The sequence below is a fragment of the Bradyrhizobium sp. CER78 genome (assembly GCF_029846235.1).
Taxonomy (GTDB): domain Bacteria; phylum Pseudomonadota; class Alphaproteobacteria; order Rhizobiales; family Xanthobacteraceae; genus Bradyrhizobium.
The window spans coordinates 17,948-30,887 of record NZ_JARVWP010000008.1 but is presented as its reverse complement, the minus strand read 5'-3'; the positions used below and the strand labels follow the sequence as shown (position 1 = coordinate 30,887).

Sequence of the window (12,940 nt, the reverse complement as noted above, 5' to 3'; positions counted from 1 at the left end):
CAGCTTGCCGCGCCGCCGCCTAGCGCCTGCCGGCAGACCAGCTTTTCCGAAAGTCACGTCTTGGTGTGCGGAAATGTGTCCGGCTCGCCAAAGTCCCGTCGTCGGACTGAACGACCTCGAGCGCTCCGACCGTAACCTTGCGCGTGCCTTGAGCGGTTGGTCTGCCTTCCCCTATGATGCGGCTCGCGAGGACGTGGTCCAACCATGAATGATACAATTCCGTCTCTGTTGCCGAGAAATTCGGGCCACCAGTTCGTGATCTATGCCGACGCCTGCTCGGGCGTTGCCGGCGCGCTGCATGAGCGCACCTTCGCGTCGGTCAACAACGTGGTCCGCCGGCTGCATCCGCGGCCTGAGTTCATCCTCTTCCCCGGCGACGAGATCATCGGCCTCACCGCCGATGCGGATGCGTTGCGCGCGCAATGGCGGCATTGGTTTGAGGTCGAAATGGGCTGGCTCGACCGCCGTGCGGTGCCGCTGTGGCACACGACCGGCAACCACACCACCTATGACGAGATGAGCGAGGCGGTGTTTCGCGAGGTGCTGAAGCTGCCGCGCAACGGGCCGCCGGGTCAGGAGGGCCTGTCCTATTGGGTCCGCCGCGACGATCTGCTGATGGTGTTCGTGCACACGCTCTGGACCGGGCTCGGCGGCGAGGGGCACGTCGAGACCGACTGGCTGCACGGGATCCTCGAGCAGCACAAGGACGCGAGATACAAGCTGGTGCTGGGTCATCATCCCGTATTCCCGATCAATGGCTACAGCGGCAGCTATCAGCGCGAGATCGGTCACGAATACAGTGCGCGCTTCTGGGATATCCTGGTCCGCGCCGGTGTGACGGCCTATGTCTGCAGCCACATCCTCGCATTCGACGTCCAGGTTCATCGCGGCGTGCTGCAGATCTGTACGGCGGGCGCAGGCACCGCGCACCGGATGCCCGAAGGCGTCGAGTATCTGCATTGCGTGCAGGCGGCGCTCGATCAGGACGGGCTGCGTTACCAGGTGCTCGACACCGAAGGCGCCGTGTGCGAGCGGCTCGCATGGCCGTTGCCCTCTCTCGATCACGCCGTGTGGTCGCCATTGCCGCACGGGACCAGCCCTGCACCGCTGTCCGGGATGGCCGCGCCCGCGACGGTGGTCGCCCTGAGACTGTCGGGCCGCACCGCGGCGGCAAGCGCCGCGCCGCAAACGATGCTCTGCACGCCCGTCCCTGACATGATCGCACCGCTCTGGTTGGGTTTGCGCGGGCCGAACCAGACGCTCACGCTGATCCTCGGGCGTGAGCAAGGGCGCAGTCCGCACTACTGGGTCGGTCCGGATTTCGGCGACGCGCGGGATTTCGACCTCGACATCGCCTTCTATCCGGATATGGGACCCGGCGGCGTGCTGTGGCGATGCCGCGGTGACGTCAGCTGGACGTCGTTCGCGGCGATATCGGCGACGGGGCTCGAGCGGTTGTCGTGGCCCGCGCTCTGGAGCGTCGGGTGTGCACAGCATGGACCGGATGACCGGCGATATGCCGGGCCGCGGCTCGATGTCGCTGCGACCGTGATCGCGTTGTCATAAGGCGCTGCCTTGAGCCAAGTCGGCGGCGAAGCGGTGGCCTAGTCAGGCTTCTTCGGCTTGCCCCGTTCCGCGTCTTTCAATTCGCGATCGATCAGCGTACGGACGCGGCGCTGCGCCAGCAGGCCTAGCCGCACACGTGTGGTGCCACGCTTGATCTTTCCGTTGATTTCGAATGACCAGCTCCAGAGGTCGGGTTCGATGTTGGTGAGCGTGTATTGAATGTCCCGGTGGCGATCGATCAGCTTCTTCATGCCGTTTCTTTTTGTTGGCTGAAGCTTGCATAGCGAGATCGAGAAGGCGTCTGTATCCGGACGACTACTTACATATTTGGTCTAAGCGCCCGCGCGACGGAATTTTCGCAGATCACTGAGTTGGGGGCGTTGTCCCGCTTTCGCGGGTGATGACACCGCGTGACACCTTGAATCGAGAACCATCCTCATCGTCGTCCTGGCGAAAGCCAGGACCGATTACCCCGAAAGTTCATTGTTGCGCGATGCTGGGGTCACGATTCCTTTCACAATCCAATGCCGTGGTTATGGGTCCTGGCTTTCGCCAGGACGACGAACGGTGGGTCCCGCGTGCAACATGCGACGGAGTCCTGCTTTCGCAGGGACGACGTGTGGAGAGACCTCCGCGCACGCCTCACAAATCGATCACGCCGCGCCGCGCGGCATGTGCGACGGCATCGGTGCGGCCGGTGGCGTCGAGCTTGTCGAGCAGGGAGCCGACATGAAACTTGGCGGTGTGGACGGAAATTCCGAGCCGCTGCGCGATCATCTTGTTGGATGCGCCTTCGGCCAGCAGCGCCAGCACGTCGAGCTCGCGCGGCGTGAGCTCAAAGTCGCCGCCGGCGGCCTCGCGGTTACGTGCGACGATCGCGGCGGCCGCCTGCTCGCCCGGCACGGCGAGCCGCAGGCCGGCGACGCTGCCGAGCAACGTCGCCAGCCGGTCGGCGAGGACGGGGTCGTCGATCTCGAGCGCGATGACGATGTCGGCGGCAGGCTCACTGCTCACGTCTCGGGCCTCTCTCCGACTGTGACCTTGAAGATCATCGGCTCGCCGCCGCGATGCACGGTCAGCTCGACGACGCTGCCGACGCTCTGTGGCCCGAGGCCGCGCGACAGCGCCCGCACGCCGGACAGCTTCTCCCCGTTGACGGCAATGATCACGTCGCCCTGGCGGATGCCGGCTGTGGCCGAGGGGCCGGCCTTGTCGACATTCATCACCATGGCGCCGAGGCCGTCGTCGAGACGGACCGGCTGCAGCCCGACGCCGAGATATCCGCGCGCGATGCGGCCGCTCTTCTCGAGTTGGGCTGCGACCCGCTCGATGGTCGCAGCCGGAATCGTCAGCACGCGGCGCGGGCCGAGCACCGCCATGCCGAACGGCACGCCGGCGGCATTCAGCGCTAGTCCACCCTGCTGGCTGTGCCGCAGCCGGACGTCAAGCTCGATCCGTGCGTCGATCTCGCCGCCGCGCAGGCTGCGCCAGGCGGCGCCCGACCGCGAGACCATGCCGAGCCGCGCGACCGGCGCGCCGCGGTCGGCCGCGACGAGCACCGCGAGCGATCCGAGCGCGGGGATCTCGCTCGATAGCTTGATCGGCGCGACGTCGCCATCGACGCGCAGCAGCGCGATGTCGGTGGTGTGGTCGCGTCCGGCGACGGTTGCCTGGCGGCGGCTGCCGTCGGCGAACTGGATTTCGATCTCGCCCTCGTCGGCCAGCGCTTCGTCCGCAGTGACGATCAGGCCCGCCTTCCAGACAAAGCCCGAGGCGCGCGCGCGATGCGAATGCACCGAGACGACCGATGGCGCCGCGCGCGCAATGGTCTCCGACAGGGCTGACGACAACGAGGCAAGGATGTTCGGTTCGGTCATGGGAAACTCCGTTGGCTTCCCGCAATCTGGGATGTTGCGGCCGGCGGCGAAACTGGCCGGATGGGCAGGGCCGGGACGCGCCGCTCGGAACCGCCGCTCAGCCCCGGTCCCGGGTCCGCAAGCCAAGCAGGGCAAAGCCGGCAATCAGCGCGATCACGATCAGCATCCAGATCTGACCCTCGAAGCCGAAGATGTGAAACGGTTGGATCAGAAACTGCACCGCGTGCCCCTTTTCGGGGCACGCTAAGGCTTTCTCGGTCGGAAATATATTATTTTTCTATATATGCCAGCCCGCGGCCGACCGAATGCTCAATTGGCAACGCTGGTCTCCAGCCGGTTCTCCAGCCGATAGCCAACGCCGGACTCGGTTACCAGCAGACGGGGCTGGTTCGGGTCGGTCTCGATCTTCTGGCGCAGCTTGCGCACCAGGATGCGCAGATACTGGATGTTGTCGCGCTGATTGCCGGTCCAGATCTCCTTCAGCAGCTGATCGTGCGTCACCACCAGGCCGACATGCACCGCCAGCACGTGCAGCAGGCGATATTCCTTTCGTGTCAGCTTGATCCTGGTCTGGTTCAGCGAAACGGCCCGGCTGGCGAGATCGACGGAGAGCGGCCCGACCATGACGACCGGATTCTCGGTGGCGCTCTTGAAATAGCGCCGCAAGGCGGCATCGCTCCGCGCCAGCAACTCGGCCATGCCGAACGGCTTCACGACATAGTCGTCAGCCCCCGCTTGCAACAGGCGAACCTTTTCGTCCTCGTTGGATTCGACGGAGAGCACGATCACCGGAACGTTGGACCAGGAGCGCAGCCGCTCCAGCGTCTCGCTGCCGTGCAGGTCCGGCAGACCGAGGTCGAGGATGACGAGATCCGGTGCATTGAAGGTCGCGATCTTCAAGCCGTCGGCGGCGTTCTCGGCCTCGACGACGGAGAAGCCGTGGATTTCGAAGCCGGCGCGCAGGAAGCGCCGGATCTTCGGTTCGTCGTCGATCAAGAGGACAAGGTTACGCGGATTACTCATCGTCGCAGGTCACCAGTTCCGAATCGATGGTCTGCGATGCCGGTAGCAAGATCGATGCCGATGTCCCGAGACCCTGGCCGCGGCTCACGACCTCCACGGAGCCGTCATGCGCCTTGATGAAGGTCGATGCGATCCAGAAGCCGAGGCCGGAGCCCGGGACGCTCGCCTGGTGCCGGGGGCTGCGGAACGACTTGCGGCCGAGGTGGCGCTGCTCGTCGGGCGTGACGCCGACCCCTTGATCGATGATCGCCATCACGATGCGCCCGGCCTCATGCCGGGTTTGCACGGAGATCGTCGATCCGGACGGGGAGTATTTGGCGGCATTTTCCAGCAGCTGGCCGCAGGCCTCCTCGACCAGGCCGGAATCGACATTAAGCAGCGGGAGATCGTCGTCAAATCCGATCTCGAGGCGGTGCGCCGCCAGCCGTCGCGCACGGGCCTTGACCGCGGCGTTGACGATGTCGCGCGGGTCGGACCATTCGAGGCGAGGCGTGAGCCCGCCGGCGGTCACACGCGTCGCGTTCAGGAGATTGCGGATGTGACCGTCGAGCCGGACGACCTCGTCCGCGACAGCTTCGGTCAGCAAGCGCAGCCGGTCATCGGCCGCAACGGCCGGCATCTCCCGCATGACGCTGACCGATCCCTGGATGGCGGCGAGCGGCGAGCACAGCTCGTGCGAGAGCGTGCCGTGGAACGCGTCCCGCAACAGCTCGGCTTGCAGATGCAGTCTGGCGTCGTCCATTGCCTTTCCGATATCGAGTCGCTGCAGGGTCAACGAGACCTCCTCGAGCACCGCCTCGATTCGGCGTGCGCGCGACTTGATCGCATCGTGCGTGCCGCGTCCGACATTGATGGCGATGACGCCGTGCACCACGGTTTTCGATCCGATGGCACGGAGCAACCACACGTCCTGGGTCTGTTCATCGACGACGCTGCGATCTGTTGCGCCGACGGCGACCATCATCGCCGCCACGCTTTCCTGGACGGAAGGCGGGGCCGCTCCCGATCCCGGCGAGGATTCGAAATGACCTCCAGCGGATGCGACGAACAGCGCCGCGCGCTGGCCGAGCGTACGCGCCAGATAGTGTCTGATGGCATCGATCAGATCGGAGATCGTGAAGCAGGCGGCCAGACGCTTGGAGAATTCGTAGAGGTGCTGGATCTCCCGCTCCCGGCGCCGCAATCTTTTGGTCTCCTGTTGCAGGCGCGATGCCAGATTGCTGCTCACCAGCGCGACGACCAGGAAGACAAGCAGGTCGATGGCCTCCTGCGGGCTGTCGACCCGAAGGCTGTAGAGCGGTGTGAAAAAGAAGAAATCGGCGGCGGCGATCGCCGCGAGCGATGCCAGCGTGCCCGACCAGACGCCCCATCGTGTGGCTGCAAAGATCACCGGGATCAGATAGGCGATCGGCACCAGATTCGCGGCGATCGGCTCGTCGAGCGCGAACAGGATCGCGGTGATGATGGCGACCGATCCAACCGACCAAAGCAGGGGCAGGACGTCGGTCCACGTGACCCGTCTTGGGCTCGCATCGAAACCCGGCACGAACGCGCGCCCCGCTTCGGCGCGACGCGCGCGGATATCCGCGAGCCGTTGAAACAGGGGCAGGGGATAGATCAAGGATTTTGCCTTCGTAGAGCAAGACACCGGAAGATCCTCGTCACGGCCGCCCCGGCCAGAACGAAATCCGCCCCCGCAACATCCGATGGGAGCGCTGAAGACGCGGGTCCAGCGCCGTCAGAACGGCGCACGCCCTCGCGAATGGTTCAACGTTCGACCGTCGGTTACTGCTCCGATGTCACCAACTACCCAGCGAGCCGAGCATTCCCCAGGAACGGATAGAAAATCCATGTTGTTGAGGCGGAGGAGAAATATAAAAGAAATAGTCGACGCGGGAGCCGCCGTCGCTGGCGCCGTCGAGTGACTGCACGCGACATCGGCGCGAAACACATTCAGCGCTGCTCGAGCAGGGCGGCATCATCCGATTTCTGCAACATCTCACCGATATAGCTGAGCGCCAGCCGCTCTCCCGCAAGCTCCGGCTTCGAGGCGCGGTAGAGACCAAATTCGCCGGTCTGGCTCGCCCTCGGCGGGGTCAGTTTGGCGATCGCAGCCGAGCTGAAGTATTTCGGCGGGTAGAGATAGAAGTCCATCAGCGGGGTCTGCGAGCCGCCGGATTGCCGCTTCAGGACTGCAAGCGCCCTCGCGCCCGCCTCCGGATAAAGTGCGGTCCAGCCCGCAAAGCTGCTCGCCAATATCTCCAGCGACAGGATCGCCGTCGCGATCTCGGCAAAGCCCTGGTTGGACTTCTTGGCGCTTCGGGTGGTCGAAGCCTTGCGCAGCCGCTGCCTGAACTCGTGATGCCGTTCGATGAACGGCCCGAGCCGCGCCCGCCACAGCATGTCGGGCAGGCAGGCGTAGCCATGGATGTCGTGATAGCTCTCGATCAGGTTGCGGCATTGCGCCGTGAGATCGGCCGGCAGGAAATTCAAATCGATGTCGTCGATCTCGTCGCCGCTTGCACAGTTCGTCACGTTGGCCACGATGCGCAGCGCTCCATTGCGATCAGCACGAAGGATTCGTCTGATGAAGCGAGCTTAGCTGCTGAGCGTGTATATCTTCGATGCAGATTCATCGCGATCGACATAGCAATAAAATAGCGCGTGCGACGGTGCTGAGTACGAAGTCGATCGAGCTATGGCGGAAATGGCACAGGCGATCGGGAATCTATCGCACCGCAGCGTGCCGCTGTCACAAAACATCATGATTTTCGCCGCGTTCTTCAGCAGTCGCGGAAGCAAATGATGCTTATCTGATCAAGCACAGCGAAGAGAGGTGTTTCGGCTATTTTATCTTAATGAAAGCGCGAGGAGACCCGTATCGCCTTTTTCTCAAGCCCCCACGAAAGATTACACAGACGTTAATCGCGAGAGCGCTCGAAGCGTCGGTAGCAATATCCTGGGGCAAAATCATGAAGAGACTTGTTTTGGCGGGCGTATCGTTGACGGCGCTGAGCCTGTTCAACGCGGCACACGCAGCCGACGCCAATCCACCGTTGTTGAAGGCGCCGTCATCGACGTGCGATCCTTACAAGAATTACTCCTGCCTCGACAGCTATCTCGGCAGCGACTTCTTCTCGCGGTTCGTCAACTATTACCGGCTCGAGTGGGGCCATGACGCCGCGCCGTCGGATCCGAAGGCGCCGCCCGGCCGCCGCGACTATTGGCCGGCGACGCCGCAAAGCACGCCTCCGATGCCATTCGCCGACTGGCCGTATGGCGGCACCACGAACATCGGCGACACGCGGCCAGGCTCGGTCGATAGCCCGCTGATGGCTGCGCTGGGCAATACGCCCGCCGGGCAGTGGATGAACGATGCGCACATCCAGGTCTATGGCTGGATCAATGCCGGCGGCAATCTCAGCAACAACACCGTCCGCGGCGGCAATTCGCCAGCCGCCTACGACTACAACCCGAACACGGTCCAACTCGACCAGGCCGTGGTCTACATCGAGCGCCTGCCTGACACGGTTCAGAAGGATCACGTCGACTGGGGTTTCCGGATCGCGCCGATCTATGGCGAGAACTATCGCTATACGACCGCCTACGGCCTGTGGAGCAACCAGCTCCTGAACCAGAACAAGAACAACGGCTATGACTTGCCGATGGCCTACGGCGAGGTATTCGTTCCGCAAGTGCTGGAGGGCCTGATGTTCCGGTTCGGCCGTTACATCTCGATCCCGGACATCGAAGCGCAGCTCGCGCCTAACAACTACATGTATACGCATTCGATGACGTATACGTTCGACAACTATACGAACACGGGCCTCAACACCACGCTCGCGGTGACCAAGAACTGGATGGTTCAGCTTGGCATCACCGTCGGCACCGAGGCGATGCCGTGGCATGTCGGCGAGAAGATCCCGAATCCTGCTCCGAACCCGCTGTTCCCGGACTCGACGATGCTGAAGGATCCCGGCGCCCAGCCTAGCGTCAGTGTTGGCGTTCGCTATACGACCGATAGCGGCAATGACGGTATCTATGTCGTCGCCAACGGCATCAACAACGGCACCTGGGGTTACAATAACCTGCAGTGGTACGGCCTGACCTACTATCACAAGTTCAACGAGCAGTGGCACATCTCCTTCGAGACCTACAATGAGCACCAGAACAATGTGCTGAATGGGAACAACCCCGCGGCGATGGCGGCGTTTCTTGCGGGAGGCACTCCGTTCTCGCCGCAGGTGATGCCCTACAACTCGCCGTTCCTTGCACAATGCAGCAGCGCTGCCGTGTTCTCCTGTACGGCTTCGGTGCAGACCTTCCTGACTTACATCAGCTACAAGCCGACGCCGCTCGACAACATCTCCTATCGTCTCGAATATTTCGATGACCAGCAGGGACAACGCACTGGCGTCAAGACCCGCTACGTCGAGACCGGTATCGGCTGGCAGCACTGGTTCTCGCCGCAGATCGAGATCAGGCCTGAGGTCTCCTACTACAGGGCCCTCGATGCAGCGGCGTTCAACGGCAACTCCAATCTCGGCATAGCGCCCACCAAGAAGGACGCTCTGATCGGCTCGGCCGACATCATCATTCACTTCTGATCGCAAGGGGCAAAGGCGCCGGGCGGGCCGCCCGGCGCTTCCATCAGAAATTAGAGGATTGACCATGAAACACGTTCTCTTCACCGCCGCGGCGCTTGGAGCGTTGCTGCTGGCCGCTCCGGCAAAGAGTGCTGACCTTCCACTCTATACCAAGGCGCCTGCGATCGCAGCGCCGGCATACGACTGGTCCGGCTTCTATGTCGGTGTGTTCGGCGGCGGCGGCTTCGGCAACCACAATCTCAACAACGCGCTCGGTCCGGCCGGCTTTGCCAACTACACCATCAACTACTCGTCGACCGGCGGGATCGCCGGCGGCGAGATCGGCTACAACGTGCAGAGCGGGAGCATTGTGGTCGGCCTGGAGGCCGACGGCTTCTGGTCCGGCATCAAGGGCAGTGATGTCGATCAGTTCAACGCCGGGACCTTGCCGATCGGTTCGGTCGATGCGACCAGTCTGCGCGACGGATTCACCGTCCGTGCCCGCGGCGGCATCGCCGTCGACCGCTTGCTGCTGTTCTTCACCGGCGGCTGGGCCTATGGCGAATTCCAGCACACCAACACCGATCCGGTGTTCGGCGTCGATCAGTTCTCCGCGAACCGAAGCGGTCTGACCGCAGGCGGCGGCATCGCCTATGCGCTTACCAACAACCTGATCGGCAAGTTCGAGTATCGCTACTACGACTTCGGCCGGTACGAGCGTGCAGCGCCGCTCAACGGCCAGATTCCCTACACGGTCGATAACACCTACTCGGTCGTGACGCTGGGCCTCGACTACAAGTTCGGCGGGCCGGTGGTCGCGAAATACTGATGCCGCGCGGGACGAATGGGGAGGATGCCGTGACGATCTCGACATCAAGGCAGCTGCTGCTGCGTATCGTTGTGCTCGCCGGCGTCTGCGCCACGGCCGCCGGCTGTGCCAGCGACGTCGGAGCGCCGGATACGTCCGGCGCCTCGCAAATGCGTTACTATGGCGGTCCGAAATCTCCGATGTGGCGTGCACCCGCGGAGAATTGACCCGGTGGCAGGACTTGTCGCGGTCGGCGAACAGGGTGCGGTGCGTACGATCGCGGTGCTGCTCGCGGAAGGGAGGAACGCGCTCGCGGATGAGATGTATCTCGCCATGACGAGGGCCATCGAATCGGCGCAGCACAATTCTGCCATCCGCTGTATCGTCGTTGCCGGCGGGTTCGATGTCTTCGCGACAGGCGTCGAGACCGCGGGGCATCGTGCTGTCGGTGGCGGGGTGCCGGAAGCGCTTCCGCCACAGAACGTAATCAGCCTCCTGAACGCGCTCGCCAACAATGCAAAGCCGATCATCGCCGCCGTCGAGGGAGCGACGGCGGGCATCGGTACGGCCATTGTGTTCTATTGCGACCAGGTCATCGCCGCCGCATCCGCGACGTTTACCTCGCCACTCTATTCTCATGATCTGGTCCCGGACGGCGCGATGAGCTCGCTGATACCCCGACGGCTTGCTCAGCAGCGTGCCTTCGATGCTTGTTCCCGGACGCTCCATGCGCGTGGAGAGAGCCTATGAGTCGGGATTGATCGACATGATCGTCCCGCCGGGACAGGCGGCGATCGAAGCGGGCCGGATCGCCGAGTAGCTCTGCCGACTGCCGGCGGAAGAGGTCGCGGCGCCGGAAGCGACGGCGAGCCGGACGGGGTAGCGCGAACGCCAGGGACTGCTCCATTCGCAACTCGTGCTGCATCGCAATCGGCAGGGCAGCGCCGCGTGCCGCTTTCCTGATCGATGCGGCCGCTTGTCCAAAAAATCAGCAACTGATGATTATTGTTGCGATTCATAGAAATCGGGACCAGCATTCCGCATCGTCAACAAGACGCCGGGCAGAGGCGTCGCTCGGAAACGCCTGTTGCTGTTCGGACGTGTCTCAGCCTCTTGGAGGGTGCGATGCTGAAGTCCCTTGCGACCCTGATCAGTGCCGTTGCGATTGCCGCCTTGATCGCGCCGGCCGCCCATGCCGGAGCCTCCGCCAGCGCGCCGACAAAATACGTACAGCGTTCACAGCAGGTGACAAGCGTGCGCATGGTCAGGCAGACTAGGCGGATCGAACCGGCGATCACCGATTTTTCGGCGCAGGCAAAGACGGCGCCGTTTCACCGCTAGGCCGCTCAGCTCAGCCGTTGCAGGGTCGCCTTCGGGCTCTCGCCGAACTTGGCGCGGTAGGCGCTCGCCATCCTGCTCAGATGGGTAAAGCCGAGGTCGAATGCAATATCGACGATGCGTTCACCCGGCCGCGCCGTCTTGAGACGGGCGTTCAGCTGGGCAAGGCGGATGTCGAGCAGCATCTCGGAGACGGTGGTCCCGAAGTGGCGGCGGAAGCCCAGTTGCAGCGCGCGGATGCCGGTGCCGGCGATCTCCGCAAGCTCGGCGAGATCCAGCGGCTCGGTCGCGCGCGTTTCCAGATAGGCCCGCACGCGTTTCAGCGCCGCCGGCTGGGCCTCGGTGCGGCCGTTGAACGCATCGATCGCCGAGCTCAGGCTGTGCCGCTGCCCGTCGAGCAGGACATTGAGAAACTGTTCGCGCCAATCGGCCGCCGCGACCGCGGATAAGGTTTTACGCGGCCCAAGCTGCTCGGCTGTCGTCACGAGCTGCTCGATCCTGGCCGAGAGCGTTTGCCCGAGCGGCCCGCTCAATTCGACCGCCGGATCGAATTCGACCGGCCGCACCGCCACGCCGGCGAGCGCAGCGGCACGATGCTCGACCAGCTTGCGGTCGAGCAGCACGATGAGCTGGGCGCAGTCATCGCGCCAGGTCATCTCGGTTGGGATTGTCGGCGACAGCAGCGAAGCGCAGTGTCGCGGCCCGGTGGTGAGCTCGCGCGCGGCGGTCCGGATCGAGGCCGAGCCGGACAGCGGCATCTGCAACAGGAAGAACCGGTCGAGGCAGCCGGGATTGATCGCGACCGATCCGCCATAGGCGACATAGTTGACCGAGAAACCGCCGAAGTCTGCGCAATTGTGATGCGCGGAGAAATCGCGCTCGGAGTGATCGACCGGCATCAGATCGTGCGGACAGAAGATGCGGCCGATCGCTTCGGCCGCGTCGTCGACGCGGGCCGTCGCGACGCGCGCGAAATCCTTGAGCCTTGCCGAACTTGCCCGTGCCGAAACCTCGTTGCCAACAGCAGTCACGCCGGCCGTCCGAGTTGTTTGAGGTCTAAAATATCGGGCAGCGTAATCCATTCGCGGGCAAAGGGGAACGCCGTTTCGTCGCGCAAACTGCCCGATCGGCGCGCAGGCGGCTGCGGCGACCTTGGGCAGAAAGTTGCTCCCGCATTGCAGCATGACCCTGCCGGAGCGGGATTCGTTTATCGGCTAGACAGCCCCACCGGCCGGCGACAGGCTCCGTGTCCGCAATACGCAGCAAAACTGGGAGAGGCTGACATGGGCACGCTCGAGAAAGGCATTACCCGCACCGGCACCGGCTACGGCGGCAAGACCTGGAATATCCTTGGCCAGGTCTATTATCCGAAGGCGGTCACCGACTCGACCTTCGCGTTCGAGACCAACAGCGATCCCGGCCAGTTCGTGCCGGTGCACATCCACCCGACCCAAGACGAGTTCATCCTGGTGCAGGAAGGCGTGCTCGACCTCAAGCTCGACGGCGTCTGGGTGCAGGCCAAGGCCGGCGACCTCGTGCGCATGCCGCGCGGCATTCCGCATGGCTATTTCAACAAGTCGGACAAGCCGGCGCGGGCGCTGTTCTGGGTATCGCCGATGCAGAAGCTCGAGGCGCTGTTCGACAAGCTGCACAATCTGCAGGACCCCGTCGAGGTGGTGCGTATTTCCGCCGAGCACGAGGTGGACTTCCTGCCGCCGGAAGCCAACGACTAGCCCGGCGGC

General features: G+C 63.8%; 15 protein-coding genes. 7 read left to right on the top strand and 8 right to left on the bottom strand.

The features are described from left to right. Positions 1 to 204 precede the first annotated feature (204 nt). Positions 205 to 1,566 carry a metallophosphoesterase gene (locus QDT69_RS18650; RefSeq protein WP_279707943.1) on the top strand — a complete coding sequence of 454 codons (1,362 nt, stop codon included), beginning with the start codon at positions 205 to 207 and terminating at the stop codon, positions 1,564 to 1,566. 38 nt (positions 1,567 to 1,604) lie between these two features. On the opposite strand, the gene QDT69_RS18645 is transcribed toward QDT69_RS18650, so the two are convergent. The 7 genes from QDT69_RS18645 to QDT69_RS18615 all read right to left on the bottom strand — a co-directional run bounded on the left by QDT69_RS18645 (position 1,605) and on the right by QDT69_RS18615 (position 7,010). Beyond that, a complete protein-coding gene (locus QDT69_RS18645) occupies positions 1,605 to 1,817 on the bottom strand; it encodes a hypothetical protein (RefSeq protein ID WP_279707942.1) in 213 nt (70 codons plus the stop codon). 391 nt (positions 1,818 to 2,208) lie between these two features. Then, complete coding sequence (locus QDT69_RS18640; RefSeq protein WP_279707941.1) at positions 2,209 to 2,580, bottom strand: LuxR C-terminal-related transcriptional regulator; 372 nt, start codon at positions 2,578 to 2,580, stop codon at positions 2,209 to 2,211. Then, positions 2,577 to 3,443, bottom strand: coding sequence for a S1C family serine protease (locus QDT69_RS18635; RefSeq protein WP_279707940.1), 867 nt, complete (start codon positions 3,441 to 3,443; stop codon positions 2,577 to 2,579). Before QDT69_RS18635 ends, QDT69_RS18640 begins: the two co-directional genes overlap by 4 nt. A gap of 97 nt (positions 3,444 to 3,540) precedes the next feature. Next, a complete protein-coding gene (locus QDT69_RS18630) occupies positions 3,541 to 3,663 on the bottom strand; it encodes a hypothetical protein (protein WP_279707939.1) in 123 nt (40 codons plus the stop codon). Positions 3,664 to 3,752: 89 nt separating this feature from the next. After that, positions 3,753 to 4,466 carry a response regulator gene (locus QDT69_RS18625; protein WP_279707938.1) on the bottom strand — a complete coding sequence of 238 codons (714 nt, stop codon included), beginning with the start codon at positions 4,464 to 4,466 and terminating at the stop codon, positions 3,753 to 3,755. Beyond that, on the bottom strand, positions 4,459 to 6,087 hold the full coding sequence (locus QDT69_RS18620) for a DUF4118 domain-containing protein (protein ID WP_279707937.1): 1,629 nt from the start codon (positions 6,085 to 6,087) through the stop codon (positions 4,459 to 4,461). Before QDT69_RS18620 ends, QDT69_RS18625 begins: the two co-directional genes overlap by 8 nt. Before the next feature lie 332 nt (positions 6,088 to 6,419). Next, positions 6,420 to 7,010 carry a hypothetical protein gene (locus tag QDT69_RS18615; RefSeq protein WP_279707936.1) on the bottom strand — a complete coding sequence of 197 codons (591 nt, stop codon included), beginning with the start codon at positions 7,008 to 7,010 and terminating at the stop codon, positions 6,420 to 6,422. Between the two features lie 428 nt (positions 7,011 to 7,438). On the opposite strand from QDT69_RS18615, the gene QDT69_RS18610 reads away from it, so the two are divergent. The 5 genes from QDT69_RS18610 (at position 7,439) to QDT69_RS18590 (ending at position 11,201) form a co-directional block, all read left to right on the top strand. Continuing rightward, entirely contained in the window at positions 7,439 to 9,073 is a 1,635-nt protein-coding gene (locus QDT69_RS18610) for an outer membrane beta-barrel protein (RefSeq protein WP_279707935.1), read from the top strand. A 64-nt stretch (positions 9,074 to 9,137) separates the two neighbouring features. Next, complete coding sequence (locus tag QDT69_RS18605; RefSeq protein WP_279707934.1) at positions 9,138 to 9,881, top strand: outer membrane beta-barrel protein; 744 nt, start codon at positions 9,138 to 9,140, stop codon at positions 9,879 to 9,881. Positions 9,882 to 9,910: 29 nt separating this feature from the next. Then, on the top strand, positions 9,911 to 10,087 hold the full coding sequence (locus tag QDT69_RS18600) for a hypothetical protein (protein ID WP_279707933.1): 177 nt from the start codon (positions 9,911 to 9,913) through the stop codon (positions 10,085 to 10,087). A 4-nt stretch (positions 10,088 to 10,091) separates the two neighbouring features. Beyond that, a complete protein-coding gene (locus QDT69_RS18595) occupies positions 10,092 to 10,610 on the top strand; it encodes an enoyl-CoA hydratase/isomerase family protein (protein ID WP_279707932.1) in 519 nt (172 codons plus the stop codon). A 375-nt stretch (positions 10,611 to 10,985) separates the two neighbouring features. Then, on the top strand, positions 10,986 to 11,201 hold the full coding sequence (locus QDT69_RS18590) for a hypothetical protein (RefSeq protein WP_279707931.1): 216 nt from the start codon (positions 10,986 to 10,988) through the stop codon (positions 11,199 to 11,201). Positions 11,202 to 11,206: 5 nt separating this feature from the next. Here the strand turns inward: QDT69_RS18590 and QDT69_RS18585 are convergent, their stop codons facing one another. Continuing rightward, the gene (locus QDT69_RS18585) at positions 11,207 to 12,229 is read right to left on the bottom strand and encodes an AraC family transcriptional regulator (RefSeq protein WP_279707930.1); all 1,023 of its coding nucleotides are present in this window, start codon (positions 12,227 to 12,229) and stop codon (positions 11,207 to 11,209) included. A 252-nt stretch (positions 12,230 to 12,481) separates the two neighbouring features. Here QDT69_RS18585 and QDT69_RS18580 point away from each other — a divergent pair, with 252 nt between their 5' ends. Further along, positions 12,482 to 12,931: a cupin domain-containing protein gene (locus QDT69_RS18580; protein WP_050424788.1), complete on the top strand. Its 450-nt coding sequence runs from the start codon at positions 12,482 to 12,484 to the stop codon at positions 12,929 to 12,931. Positions 12,932 to 12,940 lie beyond the last annotated feature (9 nt).

Coding starts and splice junctions, on each gene's coding strand:
- QDT69_RS18650 (WP_279707943.1), top strand. CDS start 205: ATGAATGATACAATTCCGTCTCTGTTGCCGAGAAATTCGGGCCACCAG.
- QDT69_RS18645 (WP_279707942.1), bottom strand. CDS start 1,817: ATGAAGAAGCTGATCGATCGCCACCGGGACATTCAATACACGCTCACC.
- QDT69_RS18635 (WP_279707940.1), bottom strand. CDS start 3,443: ATGACCGAACCGAACATCCTTGCCTCGTTGTCGTCAGCCCTGTCGGAG.
- QDT69_RS18625 (WP_279707938.1), bottom strand. CDS start 4,466: ATGAGTAATCCGCGTAACCTTGTCCTCTTGATCGACGACGAACCGAAG.
- QDT69_RS18610 (WP_279707935.1), top strand. CDS start 7,439: ATGAAGAGACTTGTTTTGGCGGGCGTATCGTTGACGGCGCTGAGCCTG.
- QDT69_RS18605 (WP_279707934.1), top strand. CDS start 9,138: ATGAAACACGTTCTCTTCACCGCCGCGGCGCTTGGAGCGTTGCTGCTG.
- QDT69_RS18590 (WP_279707931.1), top strand. CDS start 10,986: ATGCTGAAGTCCCTTGCGACCCTGATCAGTGCCGTTGCGATTGCCGCC.
- QDT69_RS18580 (WP_050424788.1), top strand. CDS start 12,482: ATGGGCACGCTCGAGAAAGGCATTACCCGCACCGGCACCGGCTACGGC.